At 64.9% G+C, this 25,058-nt stretch carries 25 protein-coding genes; 11 read left to right on the forward strand and 14 right to left on the reverse strand.

The window, feature by feature from the left end; all coding sequences use genetic code 11:
• The first annotated feature begins 85 nt into the window (after positions 1–85).
• The 10 genes from XW59_RS18050 (at position 86) to XW59_RS18095 (ending at position 8,132) form a co-directional block, all read left to right on the forward strand.
• Positions 86–499, forward strand: coding sequence for a nuclear transport factor 2 family protein (locus tag XW59_RS18050; RefSeq protein ID WP_047146765.1), 414 nt, complete (start codon positions 86–88; stop codon positions 497–499).
• 113 nt (positions 500–612) lie between these two features.
• A complete protein-coding gene (locus XW59_RS18055) occupies positions 613–1,743 on the forward strand; it encodes an acyl-CoA dehydrogenase family protein (protein WP_047146924.1) in 1,131 nt (376 codons plus the stop codon).
• Entirely contained in the window at positions 1,740–2,924 is a 1,185-nt protein-coding gene (locus tag XW59_RS18060) for an acyl-CoA dehydrogenase family protein (protein ID WP_047146766.1), read from the forward strand. Before XW59_RS18055 ends, XW59_RS18060 begins: the two co-directional genes overlap by 4 nt.
• Before the next feature lie 10 nt (positions 2,925–2,934).
• Positions 2,935–3,471: a nuclear transport factor 2 family protein gene (locus XW59_RS18065; protein WP_047146767.1), complete on the forward strand. Its 537-nt coding sequence runs from the start codon at positions 2,935–2,937 to the stop codon at positions 3,469–3,471.
• Between the two features lie 32 nt (positions 3,472–3,503).
• Complete coding sequence (locus tag XW59_RS18070) at positions 3,504–4,268, forward strand: SDR family oxidoreductase (protein WP_047146768.1); 765 nt, start codon at positions 3,504–3,506, stop codon at positions 4,266–4,268.
• 94 nt (positions 4,269–4,362) lie between these two features.
• Positions 4,363–5,451: a nitronate monooxygenase gene (locus tag XW59_RS18075; protein WP_047146769.1), complete on the forward strand. Its 1,089-nt coding sequence runs from the start codon at positions 4,363–4,365 to the stop codon at positions 5,449–5,451.
• Positions 5,448–6,227, forward strand: a complete 780-nt coding sequence (locus XW59_RS18080) for an enoyl-CoA hydratase family protein (RefSeq protein WP_047146770.1) — start codon at positions 5,448–5,450, stop codon at positions 6,225–6,227. Before XW59_RS18075 ends, XW59_RS18080 begins: the two co-directional genes overlap by 4 nt.
• Before the next feature lie 2 nt (positions 6,228–6,229).
• Positions 6,230–7,030, forward strand: coding sequence for an SDR family oxidoreductase (locus tag XW59_RS18085; protein WP_047146771.1), 801 nt, complete (start codon positions 6,230–6,232; stop codon positions 7,028–7,030).
• Between the two features lie 2 nt (positions 7,031–7,032).
• Complete coding sequence (locus XW59_RS18090) at positions 7,033–7,491, forward strand: MaoC family dehydratase (protein WP_082137673.1); 459 nt, start codon at positions 7,033–7,035, stop codon at positions 7,489–7,491.
• Between the two features lie 11 nt (positions 7,492–7,502).
• Positions 7,503–8,132, forward strand: coding sequence for a nuclear transport factor 2 family protein (locus tag XW59_RS18095; RefSeq protein ID WP_047146773.1), 630 nt, complete (start codon positions 7,503–7,505; stop codon positions 8,130–8,132).
• Between the two features lie 40 nt (positions 8,133–8,172).
• Here XW59_RS18095 and XW59_RS18100 read toward each other — a convergent pair whose 3' ends face one another.
• The 3 genes from XW59_RS18100 to XW59_RS18110 form a co-directional block, all read right to left on the reverse strand.
• Positions 8,173–9,189: a helix-turn-helix transcriptional regulator gene (locus XW59_RS18100; RefSeq protein ID WP_246666127.1), complete on the reverse strand. Its 1,017-nt coding sequence runs from the start codon at positions 9,187–9,189 to the stop codon at positions 8,173–8,175.
• A 293-nt stretch (positions 9,190–9,482) separates the two neighbouring features.
• On the reverse strand, positions 9,483–10,697 hold the full coding sequence (locus XW59_RS18105; protein WP_047146774.1) for an ABC transporter substrate-binding protein: 1,215 nt from the start codon (positions 10,695–10,697) through the stop codon (positions 9,483–9,485).
• A 113-nt stretch (positions 10,698–10,810) separates the two neighbouring features.
• Positions 10,811–11,611 (reverse strand): SDR family oxidoreductase, encoded by an 801-nt coding sequence (locus tag XW59_RS18110; protein ID WP_246666128.1) that lies wholly within the window; start codon positions 11,609–11,611, stop codon positions 10,811–10,813.
• Between the two features lie 186 nt (positions 11,612–11,797).
• Between XW59_RS18110 and XW59_RS18115 the strand changes: the two genes are divergently transcribed.
• Positions 11,798–13,384: a FadD3 family acyl-CoA ligase gene (locus XW59_RS18115; protein ID WP_137327056.1), complete on the forward strand. Its 1,587-nt coding sequence runs from the start codon at positions 11,798–11,800 to the stop codon at positions 13,382–13,384.
• 153 nt (positions 13,385–13,537) lie between these two features.
• Here XW59_RS18115 and XW59_RS18120 read toward each other — a convergent pair whose 3' ends face one another.
• From XW59_RS18120 to XW59_RS18170, 11 genes are all read right to left on the reverse strand, one after another.
• Positions 13,538–14,446, reverse strand: a complete 909-nt coding sequence (locus XW59_RS18120; protein ID WP_047146777.1) for an SDR family oxidoreductase — start codon at positions 14,444–14,446, stop codon at positions 13,538–13,540.
• A 17-nt stretch (positions 14,447–14,463) separates the two neighbouring features.
• On the reverse strand, positions 14,464–15,066 hold the full coding sequence (locus XW59_RS18125) for a phenylacetic acid degradation protein PaaY (RefSeq protein ID WP_047146778.1): 603 nt from the start codon (positions 15,064–15,066) through the stop codon (positions 14,464–14,466).
• Positions 15,067–15,070: 4 nt separating this feature from the next.
• Positions 15,071–16,222 (reverse strand): acetyl-CoA C-acetyltransferase, encoded by a 1,152-nt coding sequence (locus tag XW59_RS18130; protein ID WP_047146779.1) that lies wholly within the window; start codon positions 16,220–16,222, stop codon positions 15,071–15,073.
• Positions 16,215–17,270 (reverse strand): acyl-CoA dehydrogenase family protein, encoded by a 1,056-nt coding sequence (locus tag XW59_RS18135; RefSeq protein ID WP_047146780.1) that lies wholly within the window; start codon positions 17,268–17,270, stop codon positions 16,215–16,217. The genes XW59_RS18130 and XW59_RS18135 overlap by 8 nt, the downstream gene beginning before the upstream one ends.
• 3 nt (positions 17,271–17,273) lie before the next feature.
• The gene (locus XW59_RS18140; protein ID WP_047146781.1) at positions 17,274–18,437 is read right to left on the reverse strand and encodes an acyl-CoA dehydrogenase family protein; all 1,164 of its coding nucleotides are present in this window, start codon (positions 18,435–18,437) and stop codon (positions 17,274–17,276) included.
• Between the two features lie 37 nt (positions 18,438–18,474).
• Positions 18,475–19,371, reverse strand: a complete 897-nt coding sequence (locus XW59_RS18145; RefSeq protein WP_047146782.1) for an enoyl-CoA hydratase — start codon at positions 19,369–19,371, stop codon at positions 18,475–18,477.
• Between the two features lie 107 nt (positions 19,372–19,478).
• On the reverse strand, positions 19,479–20,426 hold the full coding sequence (locus XW59_RS18150) for an aldo/keto reductase (RefSeq protein ID WP_047146783.1): 948 nt from the start codon (positions 20,424–20,426) through the stop codon (positions 19,479–19,481).
• A gap of 22 nt (positions 20,427–20,448) precedes the next feature.
• Entirely contained in the window at positions 20,449–22,053 is a 1,605-nt protein-coding gene (locus XW59_RS18155) for a GMC family oxidoreductase N-terminal domain-containing protein (RefSeq protein WP_047146784.1), read from the reverse strand.
• On the reverse strand, positions 22,050–22,544 hold the full coding sequence (locus tag XW59_RS18160; RefSeq protein WP_047146785.1) for a thioesterase family protein: 495 nt from the start codon (positions 22,542–22,544) through the stop codon (positions 22,050–22,052). Before XW59_RS18160 ends, XW59_RS18155 begins: the two co-directional genes overlap by 4 nt.
• Before the next feature lie 4 nt (positions 22,545–22,548).
• Positions 22,549–23,265 carry an ABC transporter ATP-binding protein gene (locus XW59_RS18165; RefSeq protein WP_047146786.1) on the reverse strand — a complete coding sequence of 239 codons (717 nt, stop codon included), beginning with the start codon at positions 23,263–23,265 and terminating at the stop codon, positions 22,549–22,551.
• Positions 23,258–25,057: an ATP-binding cassette domain-containing protein gene (locus tag XW59_RS18170; RefSeq protein ID WP_246666129.1), complete on the reverse strand. Its 1,800-nt coding sequence runs from the start codon at positions 25,055–25,057 to the stop codon at positions 23,258–23,260. The genes XW59_RS18165 and XW59_RS18170 overlap by 8 nt, the downstream gene beginning before the upstream one ends.
• Position 25,058: the final 1 nt, after the last annotated feature.

The following is a 25,058-nucleotide window of genomic DNA, read 5'->3' on the forward strand; positions in this document are numbered from 1 at the left end:
GCCGGTGACAGATTCGCTCATCGTTCATTTGCAGGATGCCGCCCGGCAGAACGCCACTTTAGCTGGCCTTTCAACGGAGGTTCTCATGGACAAGGCAGTATCCCTGCGCATCGAGCATGAATGCGCGAAGCTGGTTCACCGGTTCTGCGTGCTGGTCGATGCCTATCGCCACGAGGAACTGGCCGCGCTTTGGGCGCACGATGCCGTGTGGGAAACATGGCGTGGACCTGTTCGCGGCCGCGACGAGATCCGCGTCTATCTGGAAGCCAAGGCGCGGACGGACGTCACCATCCACATCGCGCATAACGTCATCATCGACGTCGAGGACGAGCGCAACGCCAGCGGCACGGCCGTTTTCACCTATCACGGCACGAAGCGCGGCGATCCCGCATCGCTGACGCCGCGCGTCGTCGGACGCTATTTCGATCGTTTCGTGCTCACCGACGAAGGCTGGCGTTTTGCGCATCGCCGCACAGAGATGACCTTCACCGCATCCTGAATTGCTGGCATCTATCCCCCGTTCGGACGATGCTGGTCGCTGGCGGGGATGGCATCGCCGTCAGGGTGGCGACCGAACCGGCTGACCGATCAACGAACAGAATACCGGCAAGCATGGACCTTGTTCTCAGCGACGACCAGAAGATGATTCGCGAAGAGGCGACGCGCCTCCTGGCGGAACGAAGCACGTCGGAGCGGGTGCGGGAGGTCGTCGAAGCAGCGCAGGGCGTCGATGCCGAGCTGTGGGCAACCATCGCCGGCGAACTCGGCTGGTGCGCCATGGCGATTCCGGAAGCGTTTGGCGGCCTCGGCCTCGGCATGACGGAGCAGGTGCTGCTGATGGAGGCCGTGGGCCGGCGTCTCGCCGCCCTGCCGCTCTGGTCCACTTCCTGCATGGCTGCGCCCCTCATAGCCGCCGTCGGCGGCGACACCGCAAAGGCGGAGCTTCTGGGACGCATTGCCGGCGGGGAAGCCGCGACCGTGGCGTGGGACATCTTCGCCGTCGATCCTCTTGCGCACATCGGCTTCGACGCACGCGCCAGCGGCGACGGCTACGTAATCGAGGGCCGCGCGGCGCAGGTCTCCGACCTTCTTGCCGCCGCGATCGTTCTGGTGCCGGCGCAGCTGGATGGAGGGCTCGCCCTCTTCGCGCTGCCGGCTGGAACCGGAAACTCCGCCCTCCTGCCTACGCTCGATGGCACGCGTCAGATCGGAGAACTCACCCTCGATCCCGTCGCCCTCCCGGCCTCTGCCCGTGTTGACGCTGCCGGCTTCGACGCAGCCGATGCAGACGCGGCGATCGCGTCGGCCATGCTCGGCCTTGCCGCAGAACAGATCGGTGCGGCCTGCGGCGTCATGGACGTGACGCTCGACTACATCGCCTCGCGCGTGCAATTCGGCCGCACCATCGCATCCTTCCAGGCAATCAAGCACCGCTGCGCGCGGCTTGAGGTCGACTTCTCCGAAGCCCGCTCGCTCGTCTACGGAGCCGCCGCAGGTTTCGATGCGACATCGCCTGCAGAGCGCGGCATGGAGATTGCCGCCGCCCGCGCCCTTGCCGGCGACTTGCTCTATCGGGCGTCGGAAGAAGCGATCCAGCTTCACGGCGGCGTCGGCTTCACCTGGGAATACGACCCCCACCTCTATTTCAAACGCGCGCAGGCCGCGTCCTGCTTGCTGGGCGCTACACACGCCCATCTCGGGCTGATCGCCGATGCCCTGCTGGGTGCGGAGGAGGCCCGATGAGCGACCAAACCACCGACGAACTGCGCGCCGAAATCCGCGATTGGATGGCCTCCAACCTCACCGGGCGCTTCGAGGTGCTGCGGCATCGCGGCAACGCTGGCGATGGCGACGCCCTGCCCGACCTGCGCAAGGAGTGGGAGCGCGTCCTGGCCGGCAGCCGCTGGACCTGCCCCGGCTGGCCCCACGAATGGGGCGGTCGCGGGCTCTCCGTGGCCGAGCAGATCGTGTTTCAGGAAGAGTACAGCCGTGCCGGCGGGCCGGGCCGCATGGGCCATATCGGCGAGGGCCTGGTTGGCCCGACCCTCATCGCCTTCGGCACGCAGGAGCAGAAAGAGCGCTTCCTGCCGGGCATATGCTCCGGCACCGAATTCTGGTGCCAAGGCTATTCCGAACCCAGCGCCGGCTCCGACCTCGGCAACATCCGCACCCGCGCCCGGCAGGACCCTGCCACCGGCGACTGGCTGGTCAGTGGCCAGAAGGTATGGACCTCGCTCGCTCATTTGTCCGACTGGATTTTCGTGCTGGCCCGCTGCGAGGAAGGCTCGGTCGGCCGCAACGGCCTCATCTTCCTGCTGATGCAGCTCGACCAGCCCGGCATCGAGGTCCAGCCGATCCGCCAGATCGGTGGCGGAGCCGAATTCAATTCAGTTTTCTTCGATGGCGCGCGAGCCAGCGCCGCCAATGTCGTCGGCAAGCCGGGCGAAGGCTGGAAGGTCGCCATGGCGCTGCTCAGCTTCGAGCGCGGCATCTCCACGCTCGGGCAGCAGATGGGTTTCGCGCAGGAACTGGAACTGGTCTGCGAGATTGCGCGCGAGAACGGCGCGGCAAAGAGACCGGACCTACGTCAGCGGATTGCGCGCGCATGGACCGGGCTGCGCGCCATGCGGTATCTCGCCATGCGGGTTCTTTCCGACGATCCTTCCGGCGAAACGATGCGCGAAACGCTCGGCTACAAATACCATTGGTCGAACTGGCATCGCGACCTCGGCAAGCTCGCCATGGACGTGCTGGGCCGCGACGCGAACGTCATCTCCGACGACCCGCGCCACGAGCGGCTGCGGCAGCTCTTCCTGTTCAGCCGCTCTGACACGATTTACGGCGGCAGCAACGAGATCCAGCTCAACATTATCGCCGAACAGGGGCTCGGCATGCCGCGCGAGCCGCGCGGAAGCCTTTTCTGAAAGGACGCAGATGGGCATCCATGACGCAAGCATCGAAGACGTGATCGCCCGCGACAGTCTTCGCAGGCTTGTGACCGCCTATTCGCGCGCCGCCGACCGGCGCGACCTCGCGCTGCTGCGCAGCCTTTACCACGACGACGCCTTCGACCAGCACGGCTCGATGTTCGAGGGCGGAGCCGACGCCTATGTCGCCTTCGTCGAAAAGGCCATCGCGGCCTACGAAACGACCGTGCACTACGTCGTCAACATGAGCTTCGAGATCGACGGCGACGAGGCCGAAGGCGAGGTTCACAAGATCAACTATCACCGCACGCACGGGCCGGACGCCTACGAGATCATCACCGGCAGCCGTAGCCTGGACCGCTACGCGCGCCGCAACGGCGAGTGGCGTTTCCTGTCGCGCTCCATCACGCTCGACTGGGCGCGCCGGCAACCGGTCGATCCGTCGGCCTATGAAGACTTCGCTGCCGGCAGCCCGCACGGTAAGGCCGGGCCGGAGGACCTTTCCTATTCGCTGCTGACAAGATTTGTGCGCCATCCGGGTTGAACGGCATGGCGCATCAAGGGAGGAATGAGACAATGGTTTCCACGAAGCAGTTCGCCGGCAAGGTCGCCGTCGTCACTGGCGCGGGCAACGGCATCGGCCGCGCCTGCGCCATCGCATATGCCCAGGAAGGCGCCAATGTCGCCGTCTTCGATCGCGAGGGCGACGGGCTTGCCGAAACCGTTGCGCTGATCGAGGCCGAAGGCGTCAAGGCCGTCCCCTTCGTGGGCGACATGACGAAGCTCGAAGAGGTCGAAGCCGCCTTCGCAGCCGCCCGCAAGGAGCTCGGCCCGATCGACATGCTCCTCAACAATATCGGGCAGACCGCGCGCGAGAATTATTCCGAGTTCTGGCTGGCCAAGCCCGAGACCCTGCAGTTCGTCATCAACGTCTCGCTGATGACGACGCTCAACTGCTCGCGCCAGGTGGTCGAGGAGATGCGCGCACGCAAGTCCGGCAAGATCGTCTCGATCTCGTCCGACTCGGCCATGAACGGCGACATCGGCACGGTCGACTACGCATCCGCCAAGGCCGGCGTGCTCGGCTTCACCCGCGCCCTCGCCCGCGAGCTTGGGCCATCGAAGGTTAACGTCAACGCCGTCTGCCCCGGGCCGACCAATACCCGCGCCATGCAGCGCATTCCCAAGGACGCCTACGACCGCGCCAAGAACGCCATTCCGCTCGGCGAACTGTCGGAGCCGGAAGACATCGCCAACGCCGTCGTCTTCCTGTCGAGCGACAAGGCGCGCTTGATCACCGGGCAGACCCTGATGGTGAATGGCGGACGCGTCTTCTACTAAGGACTGGTGCTGGCGGCGCGTAGTTCATTGAGACGATGTTGCATCGCACCAACGGGCTCATCTGAACGCCTATGCCGTCGAAAAGGGAAAGAACATGGCAAGCAACCTGCACACGATCCTCTGTGACAAGCTCGGCTGCAAATATCCGGTGGTACAGACCGCGATGGGCTGGGTCGCCGATGCAAAACTGACGGCCGCAACATGCAACGCCGGTGGCTTCGGCTTCCTCGCCGGCGCCACCACCGAGCCCGGCGACGTGGAAAACCAGATCCTCAAGATCAAGAACCTCACCGACCGGCCGTTCGGCGTCAATTTCCACATGTTCCAGCCAAACGCGGAAGAACTTATCATTGCCGTCATCAAACATCGGGTTCGCGCCGTCAGCTACGGCCGCGGCCCGGACGCAAAGACCATCAAGCGCCTGCGCGACGCGGGCGTGGTCTGCATGCCCACGGTCGGTGCGCTGAAGCATGCGGTGAAGGCCGTGGAGCTGGGCGCCGATGTCGTCACCGTGCAGGGTGGCGAAGGCGGCGGCCACACCGGTGCCGTGCCGACATCCATCCTGCTGCCGCAAGTTCTGGATGCGGTCGACGTTCCGGTCGTTGCTGCAGGCGGCATGTTCGACGGGCGCGGCCTTGCCGCGGCGCTTGCCTACGGTGCGGCCGGCATCGCGATGGGCACCCGCTTCCTGATGACCAGCGATTCCCCGGTCCCGCGCTCGTCGCTCGACCGCTACATCGCGACCAAGGATCCTACCATCATACGCGTTACCACGGCCGTCGACGGCCTGCCGCAGCGCTTCGTCGAGAATGACAAGATCCGGCGCCTCGAGGCAATGTCGCTGCCGGCGCGCCTTGCCATGAGCGTCAAATACGCCCGCGAGTACGGCGCCGAGGCAGGGCTCGGCATGGTGGGCATGACAAAGCTCGGCTGGAGGGTGCTAACCAGCGGCGAAAACAGCTTCGCGCAGACGGTGATGGCGCCCAACCTGCCCGCCCTGGTGCAGCGCGGCATCGTCCGTGGCGACCCCGACAACGGCCTGCTTCCAAGCGGCCAGGCGGCCGCCATGATCGACCGGCTCGAGAGCTGCGAGGAACTGATTGCGCGCATCATGCGCGAGGCGAATGCGCGGCTCGACGCCCTCTCGGCGCTGGCGGCTGCCACACAGGAGAATGTTCGATGAGCAAACGGCAGTTCTGGAGCAAGGTCGAGGACGGCATCGCCGAACTGGTCATTGAAAGCCCGCCCGTCAACGCGCTCGATAGCGTCGGCTGGCGAACGCTCTCGCAGGAAATCGACGCGCTGCAGGCCAATCCCGACGTGCGCGTCATCGTCATGCGCGCCGAGGGCCGCGGCTTCTGCGCCGGCGTCGACATCAAGGAACTACAGGCGCATCCGGAGCGGATTCCCGAGGTGAACGCCGGCAACTGGGAAACCTTCCGCGCCATCCATCGCGGTCTCAAGCCGGTGATCGTGGCTGCGCACGGCTACATCCTCGGCGGTGGCATCGGCATCTGCGGCTCGGCCGACATCATCTTCTGCTCGCCGGACGCCACATTCGGGGTGCCCGAGGTGGACCGTGGCGCGCTTGGCGCCGGCGCCCATCTCCAGCGCCTGTTCCCGGTGCAGAAGGTTCGCCAGATGTATTTCACCGGCGAGCCGATCGACGCCGCCGAAGCGCACCGCCTCGGCGCGGTCGAGCGCGTCGTCCCGCGCGAGGAGCTGCGCGCGGCGGCAATGGAGGTTGCAGCCAAGATCGCGGCCAAGAGCGCGATCATGATCCGTCTCGCCAAGGAGGCGCTGAACGGTATCGAGGACGGTGACCTCGAACACAAGTATCGCTGGGAACAGGGCTTTACCGCGCAGGCCTATCTGACGGCCGAATCTCAGGAAGCCCGCGACGCCTTCGTCGCCAAGCGCGATGCCGATTTCGATAATTCCAAGTCCAGGCAGGATTGAACATGAGCGAGACCACCACCGTCGCTGTGCCGCCCTACGTGCAGGGACACGCACTTCTTAAAGGGCGTTCAGTGCTGATTACCGCGGCCGCCGGCGTCGGCATCGGCTTCGCCGCCGCGAAGCGTGCGATCGAGGAAGGCTGCCGCTCGATCATGATTTCCGACATCCACGAGCGCCGGCTCAACGAAGCGGCCGACAGGCTGCGCGAATTGGGCAGCGGCGCCGAGGTTCACGCGCAGATGTGCAACGTCACGCGCGAGGAAGAGGTACAGGCGCTGGTCGACGCGGCAGAGGAAAAGCTCGGCGGGATCGACGTGCTCATCAACAATGCCGGCATGGGCGGCTTCAAGAACGTGATCGAGATGACCGACGAGGAATGGGACCTCGTCCTCGACGTCACCCTCAACGGCACGATGCGCATGACCCGCGCCGCGCTGAAGAAGATGATCCCCCGCAAGAAGGGCACCATCATCAACAACGCGTCGGTGCTTGGCTGGCGCGCGCAGAAAGGCCAGTCGCACTACGCCGCCGCCAAGGCGGGCGTCATGGCTTTCACGCGCTGCAGCGCCGTCGAGGCGGCGGAGCACGGCATCCGCATCAACGCGGTTTCGCCGTCGATCGCGATGCACGAGTTTCTCAGGAAGGCCGCCGGCCCCGGCGAACTGGAAGCCCTCACGAAGCAGGAGGCCTTCGGCCGCGCGGCGGAAGTGTGGGAAGTCGCCAACGTGATGATGTTCCTCGCCAGTGACTACGCCGGCTACATGGTCGGCGAGATCATCTCGGTTTCCAGCCAGAGGGCGTGAGCGTGGGCATCGTCTTCTCATCCGTCCAGGAAGCCGTCGCTGCGCTCGGCAAGCCGCTCGGCCACAGCGACTGGCTCACCATCGAGCAGCCCCGCATCGACGAGTTCGCCCGCGCCACCGGCGATTTCCAGTGGATTCACGTCAACCCCGACAAGGCCCGTGACGGGCCTTTCGGCAGGACGGTCGCGCATGGCTACCTCACCTTCTCGCTCATCAACATGTTCCTTCCCGAGCTTTGGCGAGCGGAGGGCATGAAGATGGCCGTCAACTACGGCGCTGACCGGCTGCGCTTTCCGGCGCCGGTTCCGGTCGGCTCGCGCGTGCGCGCGGTCGGCGAACTGGTGAAGGCCGAGTCGATCGACGAGAACACGGTGCAGACCACCGTCCGCGTGACCATGGAACTCGAGGGTTCGCCCAAGCCCGGCTGTGTCGCAGACATCATGGGGCGCTACTACTTCTGAGAGGGGAAGCAATGGACGACGCGCAGGCAGAAATTCTCCGGCGACTCGATCGCCTGGAGTCGCGTGACGAAATCCGGCAGCTCATCTCGAAATATTCGATCGCGCTCGACATGCGCGACATGGATGCTCTCGCCGGCCTGTTCCTGCCCGACGTGAAGGTCGGCCCGGACAAGTCCGGCCGCGCGGCCTTGCGCGACTTCTTCGACGACACGATGCGAAAGCAGTTCGACGGCACATCGCATCATGTCGGCTCGACGGTGATCGAATTCATTGACAGCGAAAACGCGGTTGGCGTCGTCTATTCCAAGAACGAGCACGAGACCGGCGCGGAATGGGTCATCATGCAGATGATGTACTACGACCGCTACCGCCGTGTTGACGGCCGCTGGCATTTCGCCCGTCGCCAGCCGCTCTACTGGTATGCCACGGACCTCAACAAGCCGCCGATCGGGTCGCGCAAGATGCGCTGGCCGGGACGCGAGCCCTATGAGGGGGCGTTTCACGCGCTGTTCCCGTCATGGAAGGAATACTGGGATCGCGGCGGCCCGTCCGATGCGCCGGTCGCCGAACCCGCCCCTCTCGAGGAATTCATCGAGACAATGCGGCGCGGCAACGAGGTTCGCGGCAACCGAGTCCGCTGATTGCCCGCCCCGGGACGTGAGGCTCCGGGGCTCAAGCGGCTCATGCCACGTGCTGTTCCCTTTCGCCCAGCAGGGCCGCGCTGTTCAGCACCAAGCGAACGAGCTCGGTCTGCCGGGAAATCCCGCTCTTGGCAAAGATCGACCGCAGATGCGCGCGCGCCGTGTTGCGGCTGATGTCGAGCGACATGGCCGCATCCTCCAGCGACAGGCCCGAGGTAAGCCGGCGCGTCACTGCTGCTTCGGCCGGCGTGAGGTCGAAGATCTGGCGCACGAACTCGCTCTCGACCTCAGGCACCACGTCGCAGTCGCGAATGTAGACCACGGCACGGGGGCTCGCGCCGGGACGGCGACCGGCCATCGGACGAACCATCACGCCAAGCGTGCGCGCGCCCGATTCCTTGGTCAGCGACACGCCGCGCGAGACGCCGGGCTTGCAGCTGTCGGTGGCTTCACGAATGGCAGCCTGCAGCAGGCGGTCTTCTCCCGTGCTGGTTGCCCGCAGCTTGCCCAGCTGCGCCTGAATGCCGTCACGCGCGGCGAGGAAACGTTCGGCCAGCGCCGAGACGCTGCAAAGCCGGCCGCTCTGGTCGACCAGGATGACGCCGACATTCAGCTTGTCGAGGGCGTCGGAATAAAGGCTCTTCTCGACCGTGCTGCCGTCGAGGCGCGCCGCGAGGTCGAGGGAGCGTGCGATCTGTGCGACGAGCACGTCCGCCTCCGCGCTGTCGTCCTGGGTGAACGCGTCCCGGTCCGTGGTGCGGAACACGCGCAGCTCATAGGAGGCCGTGTCGCCGGCGTTGCTCACGGAGCGCACGCTGCGGAAAGCGGACTGCATGTCCGAAAGCGCATGGGGATCGAACGCCACGTCATCTGCCATGGAAACGAAGCGTTCTGCCTCCCGTCCCCGACGTTCGGTTTCCAGGAAGGCGACGTCGCCATCGAAATGGAGGCGCACGGCGTCGAGCGCAACCTCGACGGACGCGCCATCAACGAGCTTGGCGGAAAGCGTGTTGAGCAGCTGGCCGAAACTAATTGCTGATCTGGGATGAAAAGACATTACTCCTCCTCGCCCGCGTGCAAGACCCACGGGACTAAACGATGCTTCTTCTTTGGGATTGTGTATGCGGCTGAGGGGGCTTATGCCCTGGCGTCATCCGGCGGGTACGAACGGCGCTCAGGCAAATGCAATGGCGTCATCACAAAATCCTCCCTGTACCTCTCCCTGACAACCTGTCACTAATTCAACGGCATGTCAAACAATTCGTCACACCGTCGAAAACTTTGCAGTGCGTCAAAAAGAAACCCCGCCAAAGCGGGGTTTCCAGTCGTTCCAGATAGGGTTGGCCATGGTCAGGAAGCGCAGTCAACGCGCTCCACCAGACCGTCCTCGCGCAGGAGGTGTGGGTTCTTCGTCACCTTGATCGACTCCGGAGCCGGCAGGAAGTGGCTCTTGTCGCTGGCGGCGATCGCACCGATCTGCACCTGGATCTGGTCGGCGTTTTCCTCGATCCATTTGGCAACAGCCTCGCCGTCCGTCGTGCCGGCGCCGTTGACGGCCGCGGCCATGATGAGCGGCTGGATGTAGTACGGGTTGAGCGAAGGAGCGCCGCCCATGCGGTCGATGTTCGGCACCGTCGCTTCCGCGCGCTTCACGAACTTTGCGAAGGCGGATTCACCCACAGCATCGTCCGGGCAGTAGGTCATGCCGACGAACTGCGTGCTGTAGACGCCCTCGAAGGCATCTTCACCCAGGATCGCGGCATTGCCGACGGCGTAGTTCGACATGGTCTGGTTGGCCAGCACAGGCACGTCCCAGCCGATGTCGGCGCGATTCTCGAGCACCTTGCGCGAGTCGTCCCCGATCGAGTTGATCAGCAGGATCGCTTCGGCGCCGGCGCTGCGCATGGAGAAGAGCTGTGGCGTCATGTCTTCAGCGCGGAACGGGAATTCCTGCGTGATGACCGGCTCCACGCCCTTTTCCTTCATGTACTCGATGATTTCGCTGACAGCAGCCTTCGACATGCCGCCATTGTCCGAGATCAGGCCGATCTTGGTGGCACCGAGCACGTCGATCGCATAGTCGATGTTCGGCATCATCTGGTAGAGGCCGGTCACCGAGGTCGAGAAGTGGAAGGGCGCTGCCTGCGGCGTCAGTTCGATCGACGCAGCCGTCGAGATCTGCGCCACCTTCTTCTCGGTGGAAACGGAGGTGATCGGAATGGTTTCCTGGCTGGTGGCCGGGCCGACGAGCATCTCGACGCCGACATTGTCGATCAGACGGCGGGCTTCGCTGACGCCATGCGTCGGGTCGGTCGCGGTGTCACCCAGCACGAGTTCGACCTTCTTGCCCAGGATGCCGCCGGCCTCGTTGATCTCCTCAACAGCCAGCTTCCAGGCTTCCGTCGCCACGGCGCCGATGGACGCGCCGCCGCCGGTGATGGACATGACGCCGCCCATCTTGATCGTTTCCTGTGCCGATGCACCGGTAGCACCGAGGGCCAGAAGGGCCACCGACGCCAGCGCCAGCCGCCGCAATTGACGGGTACCGCTAGTATTCACAGTCATTAGAAGCTCCTCCGCTTGATAGACGACCGAAAGCTACGCGTATGCGTCTGCCTGCAGCATCATTCATTCAGACTAAGCACACGCGAAGTCCTGCGGAATACTGCTCCACCACGTCAGCCTTCGGCCTGCTGCACGTGCCGTTTCATGATGTCGAGGAAGAGCGGCGTCTCGCCTCCGCCATGGACTTCCAGCGATGCCCCGCTGACGAAGGCTGCCATCGGCGACGCCAAATAAAGTGCGGCTGCGGCAATGTCCTCGCCACGCCCCATCCGCTTTGCCGGCAGCGCTGCCGAAAGCTCGTCCTGGGCAGCCTGCGAGCCATAGCTCAGCTCGGTCTGCTCGGTCTGCATAAGCCCGGCAATGATGGCGTTGACGCGGATCTTCGGTCCCCATTCCTGCGCCAGGCTGCCGGTAAGATTGAGCAGGCCCGCCTTGGCCGCGCCGTAGGCTGCCGTCTGAGGTGCCGGACGCTGGCCCGCGACGCTGGCAATGTTGATGATCGAGCCGCCTTCCGGCAGCCCAGCCATCCAGCGGTGCACGGCCTGCGACAGATGCAGCGGCCCGGTCAGGTTGAGCGCAATGATCGCCTCGGAAAAGCGTGGCGACACCGTAGCCGCATCCACCGGCGGCGAACCACCGGCATTGTTCACCAGCACGTCGATGCGACCATGGGCGTTTCCAACCCCGTCCGCAAGGTTACGGCAGGATGTCGCGTCCCGCACGTCGCAGGCGTGGAAGCTCGCCTTGCGCGAACCGCTTTCCGGCAGGGTTTCCGGCTCCGAGCGCGCGCAGACCGCGACTTCCGCACCGGCATCGAGAAACGCCTGTGCGATATGCCGGCCAATGCCCTTGGTGCCGCCCGTCACTATGACGACGCGTCCGTCCATGGGAGGAAGAAAGTTATTGCTGCTCAATGCCTGCCCCGTTTCCGAACTCTCCTTGCCGGCCGAAAAACCGGGTCGTCTATCTCTACGGGAACTGTCCCGAGCACAACTCGTCTCTTCGGACGATGACCCGTGCAAGATCACGTTCTATCGGCTATCGCATAGCGACTGGGCAGTTTTGCTGCGGCAGCCGACGCCCATGCAGGCAGGAAAACTATGGCGATTGAAGGCTTGGACTCCGACTTCACCACGATACCGGCGCTGAGTGCCCGGGCCGCCGAACACTATGGCGACGCGCGCGCCATCGAGGACGGCGGCGTAAGTCTCACCTTCGTCGAACTCGACCAGTGGCGCAGGCGGCTGGCAAAATCGTTCATGGCCTCCGGCATCCGCAAGGGTGACAAGGTGATGATCTGGGGCCCGAATTCCTGGAAGTGGTTCGCTACGTCCCTCGGCCTCGTCAGCGCCGGCGCGATCCTCATCCCCTGCTCCACGCGCTTCAAGGGCGCAGAGGTCACCGAGCTCATCCGCCGCAGCGGCACCACCATGCTGATGGTCGTCGGCGAGTTTATCGGCCAATATTATCCAGACATGCTGGGCGCGGATGCCCGCGAGCTGTTGCGCGACATCGTCGTGTTCGACAGCGCGCGTGAAGGCGAGAGCACGTGGGAAGATTTCGTTTCGCGCAGCGCATCCGTCGACGACGCCGAACTCAACATGCGGGCGGCCAGCGTCGGCCCGGACGACCTCTGCGACATGCTCTTCACGTCCGGCACCACCGGCTATCCGAAGGGCGTGATGTACGCCCACCAGCAGTGCCTGCGCGCCATCGACGCCTGGGCCACGCGCGTCGGCATCCAGCGCGGCGACCGCATCCTCGTCATCCCGCCGTTGTTCCACGCTTTCGGCTACCGTTCGGGTGCCATCGTGTCGCTGATGCGCGGTGCCGTCCTCATGCCGCATCTGACCTACGACCCCGACGAGATTCTGCATCGCGTTCAGAACGAAAAGGTCAGCGTCATCCCCGGCCCGCCGGCGATCTTCCACGGCATGCTCCAGCACCCGGAACTGGCGAAATTCGACACGAGCAGCCTGCGGCTTGGCATCACCGGCGGGTCCGTGGTTCCCGCCACGCTCATCCGCCGCATGCGCTCCGAGCTTGGCTTTGCCGGCGTGGTAAACGGTTACGGACTTACCGAATGTGGCGGCTACGGAACCATGTGCCGCGCCGACGACAACGACGACGTGATCGCCAACACCTCGGGCAAGCCGTTCCCCGATACGGAAGTCCGCATCCTGGACGGAGAGGGCGCGTTCCTGCCTGACGGCACCCCCGGCGAGGTCGTCATCCGCGGCTACATCACCATGCAGGGCTATTTCAACGATCCTGAAGCGACGGCAAAGACCGTCGACAAGGACGGCTGGCTGCATACCGGCGACATCGGCTATTTCGACGAAAGCGGTAATCTGCGCATCGAAGATCGCGTCAAGGACATGTACATCACCGGCGGCTTCAACTGCTATCCGGCCGAGATCGAGCGCTTCATGAGCGCCCACCCCTCCATCGGCCAAATCGCCGTGATCGGCGTTCCCGACGACAGGCTCGGGGAGGTCGGCAAGGCATTCGTCGTGCTGCGCCCCGGCACAACAGCCACCGCGCAGGAACTGATCGCTTGGGCGCGCGCGAACATCGCCAACTTCAAGGTGCCGCGCTCCATCGAATTCCGTCAGTCGCTGCCCACCAGCCCGCAGGGCAAGGTGGTGAAGGACCAGCTCAGAACACCTGCCTCCCAGGGCGCATGACCGGCAGCCTGCCGCGAGAGCGACAGGCTGCCGGACGGCGAAGAACTCATTATTGGCGCGACGCGTGAAACCGGCCCGCTGCTCTTGCAGCGGCCGGCCTCATTCAACACGAAAATCTGATAGAAGTGGGCGACGCTGTCGCCCACAGGCCGGTCAGGCCGTTCCGTAGACGGGCTTCGGCGCCGGGCGTTCAGCCATCAGCTGTTCGATCCGTTCTCCGATCTCGGCCGCCTCGAAGCGCTCGCCCTTGTCGAACTCGGGTCCGTCGTTCCAGCCCAGGCAGATGCGGATCTTGCCGCCGATCAGTTCGAAGATCTGCCCGGTGACGTCTGCCGAACGCTCGCTGCATAGCCAGGCGACGAGCGGTCCGGTGTTCTCGGGCACGAAGATGTCGAACTCGCCTTCCTTCGCCTTCATCGCCTCTGCAAAGGCGGTCTCGGTCATGCGCGTGCGCGCATTCGGCGCAAGCCCGTTAGCGGTGATGCCATAGCGGGCCAGTTCTGCCGCTTGCACCAGCGTCAGCGTGGCGATGCCCGCCTTTGCGGCCGCATAGGCGCTCTGGCCGACACTGCCCTGAAGGCCGGCGCCCGAAGAAGTGTTGATGATGCGGGCGTCGACCTTATCTCCGGCCTTGTTGCGCGCGCGCCAGTAATCGACCGCGTGGCGGCTGATGCAGAAATGGCCGCGCAGATGCACGCGCAGCACGGCGTCCCACTCTTCCGGCGTGCACGACACGAACATGCGGTCACGAACGAAGCCGGCGTTGTTGACCACCGCATGCAGGTCGCCGAAGGTATCGATCGCGGCCTGCACCACGCGCTGCCCGGCGTCCCAGTCAGCCACGTCCTCATAGTTCGCCACGGCCTGACCACCCAGCGCCTTGATCTCGTCCACCACCTGCTGCGCCGGCGTCTCGGCCGTTGCGTCGCCATGCGTGCCGACGCCGAGGTCGTTGACCACCACCTTCGCGCCGTGCCGCGCCAGTTCCAGCGCGTAGGCCCTGCCCAGGCCCCGCCCGGCACCGGTGACGACAACAACGCGATCCTGACATATGCCAGCCATAGGGGGTTCTCCCATTTCTATTTCGTACTGGTCGACAGGCGCACCGCTTGCGCCGTCCCGGCGTTGCGCCGGCGGCCGGGTTCAGCCTCGGTGAGCGGTTCGCACTCCACCAGGCCTGCGATCGACCGATCGGCGAGGCGCTGGTATTCGCCGTCGCCGTCATTGCGCCAGCGGATTGCGCTCTCGGGCAGTTCCTTCACCACGCGGGCCGGGTTGCCGGCAATCAGGTGCTTCGCAGGCATGTCGGCGTCGTTCTTGACGAGGCTCAGAGCCGCCACCAGGCTGTCCTCGCCGATCACCGCGCCATCGAGGATGACGCTGTGCATGCCGATCAGCGCATTCTGGCCGACCTCGCAGCCGTGCAGGATGCTGCCATGACCCACCGTAGCACCACGCCTGACGATGCAATCGGAACCAGAGCCGGTGTGCAGGGTGCAGTTGTCCTGGACGCTGGAATCTCCCTCTACGGTGATCCGCCCGAAGTCGCCGCGCAGCGAGGCATTGGGTCCGATGTAGCACCGCGGCCCGATCGTCACGTCGCCGATCAGAACTGCCGTCGGATGCAGGTAGGTCGTCGGATGGACGACCGGCACGATGCCCTCGAACGCATAAACCGGCATTGGCCTACAGCCTTTCGATGATCGTTACGTTGGCTTGCCCGCCACCCTCGCACATGGTCTGCAGCGCATAGCGTCCGCCACGCCGCTCCAGCTCGTTGAGCATCGTGGTCATGATTCTCGCGCCCGTGGCTCCGATCGGGTGGCCAAGCGAGATCCCGCCGCCATTCACGTTCAGCTTCTCGTGCGGAATGCCGATTTCCTTCATCCATGCCATCGGCACGGAGGCGAAGGCCTCGTTGCACTCGAACAGGTCGATGTCGTCCACCGACAGGCCGGTCTTCTCCAGCGCGTAGCGGGTGGCCGGGATCGGAGCCGTCAGCATCCAGACAGGGTCGGCGGCGCGCACGGTCATGTAGTGGATGCGCGCGCGCGGTTTCAACTTGTGGTCCTTCACCGCCCGCTCCGAGGCGATCAGCAGTGCTGCGGCAGCGTCGCAGGTCTGGCTCGAAACCGCCGCCGTGATCCGTCCGCCTTTAACCAGCGGCTGAAGCTCGGCCATCTTCTCAAGCGTGGTTCCGCGACGCGGCGTCTCGTCTGTCGAAAGCTCGCCCACAGGCACGATCTCGTTGGCAAAATAGCCTGCATCCATCGCGTGCAAGGCGCGTTCGTGGCTGGCCAACGCGAAGCACTCCATCTCCTCACGCGAGCAGTCCCACTTTTCCGCGATCATCTCCGCCGAGCGGAACTGGCTCACCTCCTGGTCGTTGAAGCGGGCGAGCCAGCCGGGCGAGGTGCGGAACGGATCGGGGAAGCCGAACTGCTGGCCGACGATCATCGCGGCCGAAATCGGAATGGCGTTCATGTTCTGCAGGCCGCCGGCGACGACCAGGTCCTGCACGCCGCTCATCACGCCCATCGCCGCGAAATGGACGGCCTGCTGAGACGAGCCGCACTGCCGGTCCACCGTCACGCCGGGTACATGCTCGGGCAGTCCGGCCACCAGCCAGCAGGTGCGCGCAACGTCACCCGCCTGGCTGCCGATCGTTTCCGTGCAGCCATAAACGACGTCGTCCACCGCGGCCGGATCGACGTCGGTGCGTTCCATCAGCGCCGAGATCGGAATCGCGCCGAGATCGGCCGAATGCATGCCGGCAAGCGAACCCTTCTTGCGCCCGACGGGCGTCCGGATGGCGTCGACGATATAGGCCTCAGGCATGTTCTTGTTCCTTGCAGAAAGTGCTGTCAGGGCCGAGTTGCCCGCCAAGAACGCGCGCCGCGACACGCCCGCGATGAAGTGCCGGCGCGCCCCACCACGTATCGAGGGCGATGGCACGCTTGAGGAAGAAGTGGACGTCCACTTCCCACGAATACCCCATCGCGCCATGCACTTGGATCGCGGTGCGTGCGGCAAGGTCCGCCGCCTCGGCGGCGACGAGCTTGGCGTGCGAGATGCGGGCGCGCGAATAGAGATCGCGCTGTGGAAGCATGGCTGCGGCGGCATGAAGCACCGGCCGCGCGAACTCGATCTTCACCTGCACGGTGGCGAGGTGATGCTTGATTGCCTGATAGGAGCCGATCGGCTTGCCGAACTGCTGCCGCTCCTTGGCATAGTCGACGGCAAGGTCGACACAACGTTGGGCGATGCCGAGGAGTTGCGCGGCGGCAAACAGCGCGCCCTGGTCGAAGGCCTGCGCCAGAAGCGGGGCCGCCTCCCCGGCGGATGCGATCCTTGTCGCTTCGCTGGCTGCGAAGTCGACCGTGAAGAGCCTGCGGAACGGGTCGATGCTCGGCTGCCGGGTCAGGCTGGCTGAATCAGCTTCGATCAGGTGCAGCTCGCCGTCGCGCTCGACGACGATCGCACCGGCCGTGTCGGCATCCGCCACGAACGGGTTTGCGCCGTGGCCTACGGCAACCGTGATCTCCCCTTCAAGGGCGCGGGCAAGCAGGGGATGCGCGGGCGAGGCACCGGCCAGCAGCGGCAACGCCACACCGGCATTCTCGACCAGCGGTTCCGGCAGACCGGCATAGCCGCAGGCCTCCGCGCACTGCACGAAATCGACCGCACCCAGACCGAGACCGCCAGCGTGTTCCGGCACGAGAATGCCGGCCAGCCCCATCTCGACGATCTTGTCCCACCGGGCGTTGTCACGCGCCTCGCCCGCCTCCATCAGCCGGCGCAGGTCTGCGGGCTGGCAGAGGTCGGCGAGCAGGTCGCGCACGACCGAGGCGGTCATCTCCTGTTCTTCGGTAAAGCGGAAATCCATGTCTCAAGCCCGCGGCAGACCGAGCAGACGCTCGGCGATGATGTTGCGCTGGATCTCGTTGGAACCGGCATAGATCGGCCCCGCCAGCGAGAAGAAATAGCCGTCCAGCCATTTGCCGATGTCGCCGGCTGCCGGGGCGGACCGCAGCAGTTCCGCGCGCGCGCCGAGGATGGACAGCGCCGCCTTGTGCATCGAGATGTCCATCTCCGACCAGAAGATCTTGTTGGTGCTTGCTTCCGCGCCGATGTGGCCGCCGGCACGCAGCCGCGATGCGGTGCTGTAGATCGACAGTGCGTAGGCTTCCGTGTCCATCACACAGCGCATCACCGCATCGCGTACGCTCGGCTCCGCCTCGGCTTCATGCGCCTTGTAGAGCTCTACCAGCCTGCGCGCCGCCATCTGGAACCGGGCGGGCGAGCGCAGCATCAGGCCGCGTTCGAAGCCGGCGGTCGCCATGCAGATCGACCAACCTTCGCCTTCCGTGCCCAGCCGGTTGAATGCCGGCACGCGCACGTCCTCGAGGAAGATTTCCGCAAAGCCGGTTTCCCCGTCGATTTGCGGAATAGCCTGCACGCGCACGCCGGGCGCGTCGAGCTTGAAGAAGATCAGCGACAGCCCCTCGTGGCGCTGCGAGGCAGGATCGGTCCGGAACAGGCCGAAGGCCCAGTCGGCAAACACAGCGCGCGACGACCAGATCTTGTGACCCTTCAGCACATATTCGTCGCCGTCCAGCGTCGCGGTGGACTTGACCGCCGCCAGATCACTGCCTGCCTGCGGCTCCGACCAGGCCTGCGCCCAGATTTCGTCGCCAGAGGCCATCGCGGTCAGGAAGCGGGCCTTCTGCTCGTCGGTGCCGTATTCCATCAGCGTCGGCCCAAGCAGGAAAATGCCGTTCTGGTTGACGCGCAGCGGCGCGCCGGCACGGTAATATTCCTCCTCGAAGATCAGCCACTGGATGAGATCGAGCCCGCGGCCGCCATAGGTCTCGAGCCATGTCACCATGCCCCAGCGGCCCTTGCTCAGCGTGCGCTCCCATTCGCGGTGCGCCTCGAATCCTTCCTGGCTGGCGTCAAACGAAGGCAGCGGAGCCGAAGGCACATGCGCCTCCATCCAGGAACGTACCTCCTGACGGAAATGCTTTTGCTCGTCTGTATAGGTCAAGTCCACGCTAATACGATCCTGTCCGTGCGGGGCTGCGGGCCGTTCAGCTCGTGCCCGCCTGCTTCTTGTTTGCAGCCGCCATGCTCTTGGCGTCGAGGCCGCCGAGCCTGTCGCCGGTTACAAGGTCGTTCTGCGCATGCGCGAAGTGGTGCATGTGATAGTGCGCATCCATGGCGGCTCGCTTGCCGCGAAGGTCCTCGACATTGTTGATGGCCTGCTTGCCGAGCCACAGTCCGAGCCGCGGGAAGCCTGCGAGCTTGGTGGCCATGTCCCGGCCGGCCTGCTCCAATCCGTCGCGAGCGACAAGCTGGTTGACCATGCCGAAATGATGCGCGCGCTGCGCCGGCATGCGTTCGCCCAGCAGCAGGAATTCCTTGGCTGCGCGCGTCGGCAGCTCGAAGCCGTGCGCGAAATATTCCACGCCGGGAATGCCCATGCGGACAACCGGGTCCTGGAAGAACGCGTCTTCCGAGGCGATGATGAAGTCGCAGACCCATGCAAGCATCAGGCCGCCCGCCACGCACGCGCCCTGCACCAGCGCGATGGTCGGCTTGGGAATGTCGCGCCAGCGGCGGCACATGCCCAGATACACCTCGTGCTCGCGGGTATAGAGCATCTCTGCACCTGGCTTGTTGGTGTGATCAGCCCACATCAGACGGCGCTCGAAGCTTTTGTTGACGTCGCGGCCCGGCGTGCCGATGTCGTGGCCGGCAGAGAAATGCTTGCCCGCCCCGCGAAGGATGATGACCTTGATCTCGTCGTCATTGACGGCGCGCTGGAACGCGTCGTCGAGCGCGTAGGTCATCTGGGAATTCTGCGCGTTGTTGAAGGTGGGACGATTCATCGTCACCCAGGCGATTGCGCCTTCCGTCTCGTAGAGAACAGGGGTCTCGGTCTCGTAGGTGACATCCGTCTTCGGCGGTTCGATGAGGTCGCTCATGGTCTTCCCTTTCGCACTTGCAGCAATATTGACGCGCGCCCGCGCGGCAATCGTCCAAAGAGACTAAGGGCCGCCAACCCACCGTCGGCAAGCCCCTGTCTGCGGGATCAGGCCGAAAGAATCGTGTCCAGTTCTGCAAGCTCCTCTGCGGTCAGTTTCCACTCGCCCGCCTTCGCGTTCGCCGTCACCTGCTCCACGCGCGTGGCGCCAGCGATCACGCTGGTCACGATCGGCTGCGCCAGAAGCCACGAGAACGCCAGCTCCAGGATCGTCCGGCCGCGGGCCTCGGCAAAGGCGATCAGCTTTTCCACCGCCTCGAGGCGCTCATCCGTCACGCCGCTGGCGAAATAGGGCATGCTCATGCGCGTGCCTTCCGGCAGTTCCTGCCCCTTGCGGTACTTGCCGGTGAGCAGGCCGGAGGCGAGCGGGAAATAGGGCAGAAGCGTCATGCGGGTCGCCTCGAGTGCGGGAAACAGCGACTGCTCCGCATCACGGGAGAGAAGGTTGTACTCCACCTGCGTCGAAAGCAGCCGCTCCAGCCCTTGCGTGCGCGAGGTCCAGCTCGCGTCAACCAGCTGCCAGGCTGGCATGTTGGAGCAGCCGATGTAGCGCACCTTGCCCTGCCGCACGAGGTCGTCCAGCGCGCGCAGCGTCTCTTCGATCGGGGTGTCCGGGTCCGGAAAGTGATACTGGTAGAGATCGATCCAGTCGGTCTTCAGCCGGCGCAGGCTGTCTTCTACCGCCTTCATGATGTAGCCGCGCGACGCGTTGCGGCGCGTGCTCACCTCGCGGTTCATGGGCGAGGCGAATTTCGTGGCAAGCACGATGTCCTTGCGGCGCGGTCCCAGCACCTCGCCCAGCATCTCCTCGGAACCGCCGTCCACTCCATATGAATCGGACGTGTCGAACAGGGTGATCCCGGCATCTATCGCGGCGTGCACCACCTTCGACGTTCCTTCGGCGTCGAGTGACTTCACCATGCCGCCGAAATTGTTACAGCCGAGGCCGATGACAGAAACCTCAAGGCCCGATCGGCCCAGAAAGCGCGTCTCCATGAAACTCTCCTTTTTCAGAAATTCAAACTGCGCGGATCAGGTCGGCGGCCTTTTCCGCAATCATGATCGTGGGCGCGTAAGTATTGCCGTTGACCAGCACCGGCATGACGGAAGCATCGGCGACATGCAGGCGTGCGACGCCATTGACCCGAAGCTGCGGATCGACCACGGCGCGCGCGTCCGACCCCATCCGACAGGTGCCGGCGGCATGATAATGCGTCACGGCGGTTGCGCGGATATCGGCCTCGAACTCGGCCTGCGTGGTAGCCGACCCGGCCGGCTGCATCCGGCGGCCAAGCACCCGTCCGAGCGGACCGGCGCGGACGAGTTCCTGCACCCGTAGCGCGGCGCGCGCGACAATCCCGATGTCGCGCGGGTCGGAAAAGTAGTTGGGCAGGATCGCCGCATGCGCCAGCGGATCGCCCGATTTCAGCCGCACCTCGCCCCGGCTGAACGGCGAGCCTTGGTTCAGGAGAAGCGTGAAGCCATGCTCCTTCGGCAGGATGCCGAGCAGCCCCGGCTTGCGGCGGCTCACGATGGCCGGCGCCATGCTCACCTGCACTTCGCTCAGCGGATCACCGGCATCGGCATGGAAATAGCCCGAGGTGGGAAAGAGACCGCGCGAGAGAACACCGGTGCGGCTGAAAATGTACTGCAATCCTGCCCGCACCGCACCGAGCGGCCGTGCATGGGTGTAGGCGCTGACAGGAGCCGTGGTGGCATACATCAGCCGATACATGGGGTGGTTCTGCAGGTTGCTCCCGACCTCGGGGCTGTCGACGGCCACCTTGATACCCTGTTCGCGCAGGTGATCGGCATCGCCGACACCCGACAGCATCAGGAGATGGGGCGAATTGACCGCGCCGCCGCACAGAACCACGCCGCGTGAGGCCGCCAGTTGCCGCCGCTCCCCGTTCTGGACGAATTCGACGCCCCGCGCCTCGCCCGCGTCTATGACGACCCGTGTCACCGTCGCATGGGTCAGAAGCGTGATGTTGCCGCGCCGCATCGCGGGGCGCAGATAGGCCGCCGACGTGCTCGACCGTAGGCCCCTGCCGATGGTGAGATCGACATGGCCGAATGCTTCCGACGCTTCCGCGTTGAGATCATCAGTCAACGCAAAGCCCGACGCGGCGGCAGACTCCAGGAACATGTCGCAGACCGGAGCAGTGCCCTGCCCCCGGCTCACCTGCAACGGACCGCTGCCGCCGTGCAGTTCGCTTGCGCCGCGTTCGTTGGTTTCCGACTTGCGGAAGTAGGGCAGCACGTCGTCGTAGCCCCATCCCTTCGCGCCCTCGCGCTCCCAGCGGTCATAGTCGCTGCGATGGCCGCGCATGTACATCATGCCGTTGATCGAACCCGAGCCGCCGACCACCCGGCCCTGCGCCCAGTAAAGGCCGCGGCCTTCCAGCTGCGGCACCGGTTCGGTCTGGTACGACCAGTTGAAGCGCGGATCGGTTCCGGTGACCACATTCGCGCCGGGAATGCGCATGATCATCGCATCGTCGCCACCACCCGCTTCCAGCAGCGCGATGCGCAGGTCGCGGTTCTCGGCAAGCCGTGCGGCCACAACGCATCCGCCAGCACCCGCCCCGACAATCACATAATGGAATTCGCGCACCTTCATCCGCCGATCCTGCGTCCGTTCTCTCGTGAAAGCAGGCCGGCAGGTGACGCAAGTCCGGCATGTTCGGTTGCAAATTTTTCGAGCGGCTGCCGGACTTCCGCCAGCTCAACAGTCGCCGCCTTGCGCAGCGAAAGATCGACATGGACCGACACGACGTCGGCAAACGCTGCCCTGTAGCCGTCCCTCACATTCCAGAGTTCGTGGAAATGATGGATCTTGCGATAGTCGGTCCAGGCAACACGGCTGCGCACCTCGAGCGGATCGTCCAGCAGAAGTTCGCGCTCGTACCGGATCAGGCGCTCCAACCTGAAACACGAGAATTCTGTGCGGTTGATGTAGTCGTCTCCGACGCCAAACGCCGCGAAGAAATCCTTCTCCGCGATGTCGAAGACAAGATCGTAGGCCGACACGTTCATGTGCCGGTTGGCGTCGATCCACTCAGGCTTCACCGACACGCGAGTGCCAGTCCAGCCATCCGCCGTCATCTCCATGGCGCTATCCCGCCGCAGCGGTCTGTCTGGCTGATGAGGCAAGCCGTGCATCGAGTTCGGAAGCAGGGCAGGAGAACTTCACTTGTCCTCGCTCGATGATCATCGCGCGGTTCGCATAGGGCGCCGTCACCGACAGGTGCTGCTCGACCACGACGACAGCGGTGCCGCTCTCGGCCCATTTGCGCAGGAAGGCCAGAATGGACGGAAGCAACGCCTGCGCCAGACCCATCGACGGCTCATCGCACAGCAGCACCATCGGCTGCGCGATGAAGGCCTGTCCTAGCGCCAGCATCTGCTGCTGGCCGCCAGAAAGGTCTCGCGCATAGAGCTTCTGCTTCTCCTTCAGGATTGGGAAGACCGAGTAGATCTCCTCCACCGACTGCGCGAAGCCCGCACGGTCGTCGGAAGGACGCGCCGCGACGCCCATGCGCAGGTTGTCGTAGACGCTGAGTTCGGGGAACACCCGGTGGCCGTCGAGAACCAGCCGCAGACCTGATTTCGCCACCTGCTCCGGGGCCATGCCCTGCAGTGGCTTTCCGTCCAGCAGCACTTCGCCGGCCGTGGGCTTGTTGAAGCCCGCGATCGCCCGCATCAGCGTCGACTTGCCAGCGCCGTTCTCGCCGCCAATGAGCAGGATTTCCCCCGGCTTCACGTCCAGCGACACGCCCTCGATCACCGGGACAGCGCCGTATCCGGCATATAGATTCCTGACCTCAAGCACGGCGGCCTCCGATGAACATGTGCTGCACGGCGGGATCGGTGGCCATGCTGGCCGGGTCGCCCGAGGCGACTACCCTTCCCTGTTCCATCACGGTGATGCGGTCCGCGATCCCCCACACTAGGTCGAGATCGTGCTCAACGAGGATGATCGTCTTGTTCATGCGGCGCGACAGGAAGCGGATCAGCTTGGCGAAGTTCTCGCGCTCGCTGGAAGAAAGGCCCGCGGCAGGCTCGTCGAAGAGCACCACATCGGCCTCCTTGAGCACCGCACGCATCACCTCGACCAGACGGCGCTGGCCGTGCGAGAGCAGTTCGGCGCTGTCGTTCTCGAACTCCGCCTCCAGCTCGCCGGCAAGCCGTAGGATGCCGGCAGACGGCGCCTCGGTGCGTGCATCCATGCCAAGCTTCAGGTTTTCCCACAGCGAGAACTGCGGGAAGATGCGCGGCGTCTGGAAGGTACGTCCCAGCATCGTCGCGATGCGGTCCGCCGGAAGGCGGGTGCAGTCGCGCCTGTTGATCATGAACGACCCTTCGTTGAGGCGCGACAGACCGGACAGGACATTCAGCAGGCTGGTCTTGCCGGAGCCGTTGGCGCCGATGAGGCCGTGGATCTCGCCGTTGCGAACCTTGAGATCGACCTTGTCGACAGCCACGACCGCGCCGAACCGCTTGGTTCCGCCCTTGACCTCGACGACCACGTCGTCCGAGGGCTTGTGCTCCTGGGTTCCTTCGAGCCCTTCGAGGAAGGAGTCGACCCGGAAGGCTTGCTCGCCGCGGCCGGTGACGCCGCGCTTGACACGCCAGCGCTCGATCGAGCCGACGATGCCGTCGGGGAAGAGCATGATCGCTGCCAGCGTCAGCACGCCGTACATCAGCAGGCGGTATTCAACGAACTGCGCCAGCGCTATGTTCGGCAGGATGAAGACGATCCAGATGCCGATGACCGGACCAAGCATCTGCCCGCGTCCACCCACGACGACCGCGAAGAAGAACACGAACGACAGTTCAACATTGAAGCCCTGCGGGCTCACATAACCGGTGGCCGGCAGATAGAGGATGCCGCAGATGCCTGTGCCGATGGCCGCGATGATGAAGGCGGTGAAGCGCATCATGCCCGGCTTGATGCCCAGCGTGCGGGCTGCCTCGGGGCTCACGGCGGCGACGCGCATCTGTCGGCCGAGCCGCGAGCGGCGCAGACCATAGTGGGTCGCCAGAGTTGCCATCGGCCACAGCGTCACCAGAAGCGTCAGCGGCGAGAAGCCTAGGAACAGGTCGCCATGAATCCAGTCGAGCTTGATCGAAATGCCGTTGATGCCATTCGTCCACTTGTCGAGCGACATCAGCAGCTGCGGGAAGACGATCGCCGCTGAAAGCGTGACGAAGCCGAGGTGGAAATACTGCACTCGCAGAGCAGGCAGCGCGAACAGCAGGCCACCCAGGATCGCGGCTCCAAGACCGAGCAGCGCGGACACGCCGAATGACATGCCGTGCAGGCCAAAGGCGATGGCGGTCACATACGCGCCGATGCCCAGAAGCACGCCCTGGCCGAAGGACTTCTGTCCCGCGTCCACGAACAGGAAGTTCTGAAACACCGAAGCGGCAATGTAGATGTTGACCAGCTGGAACGTGTGAACCCAGTAAGTATTGCCGATCAGGGTCGGCCCCAGGCCCGTTATCGCGATCAGCGCGATACCGATCCAGAGCTGCGGCAGGTCGGAGTTGAAGCGCGGCTTCACGGCCCGCTCCTCCACTGCCATGCCGGCGCGCGCGGTCATCGTGTTCACCGTGTTCATG

Source organism: Aquamicrobium sp. LC103, from assembly GCF_001014615.2.
In the GTDB taxonomy this organism is placed as follows: domain Bacteria; phylum Pseudomonadota; class Alphaproteobacteria; order Rhizobiales; family Rhizobiaceae; genus LBCQ02.